The organism is Bacillus hominis (assembly GCF_018332515.1).
GTDB lineage: Bacteria > Bacillota > Bacilli > Bacillales > Bacillaceae_G > Bacillus_A > Bacillus_A hominis.
The window spans coordinates 1-356 of record NZ_BOQD01000530.1 but is presented as its reverse complement, the minus strand read 5'-3'; the positions used below and the strand labels follow the sequence as shown (position 1 = coordinate 356).

Sequence of the window (356 nt, the reverse complement as noted above, 5' to 3'; positions counted from 1 at the left end):
TAAATCATTTATGTTGCCGCCATTTTTCACGAAGTTTCTACGGAAGAAAAACTGTGAAGCTGCGATCGACATCCAAACGACAACAGCCGCCATAGCTGCAATCGATGTTAAAATTAAAAAGACAGTATCTGCCGCGAATATACTTGTTAATAAAGAAAGGCTTGCAAAAATTAGGCTGAAAATTAATGCGTTTAGCGGTACACCTTTTTTAGTTAGTTTTGTAAAAGCTGGACTTGCCATTCCTTGTTTTGCCATCGCCCAAAGCATACGAGAATTTGCGTATAGACCAGAGTTAGCTACGGATAATACAGCTGTAATAATAACAAAGTTCATAATGTCCGCTGCATATGGAATAC

At 38.2% G+C, this 356-nt stretch carries 1 protein-coding gene; it reads right to left on the bottom strand.

The annotated features are described in order from the left end of the window. Positions 1-356: amino acid permease (locus KI356_RS27145; protein ID WP_212936997.1), on the bottom strand; the 356-nt coding region annotated here is incomplete at both ends.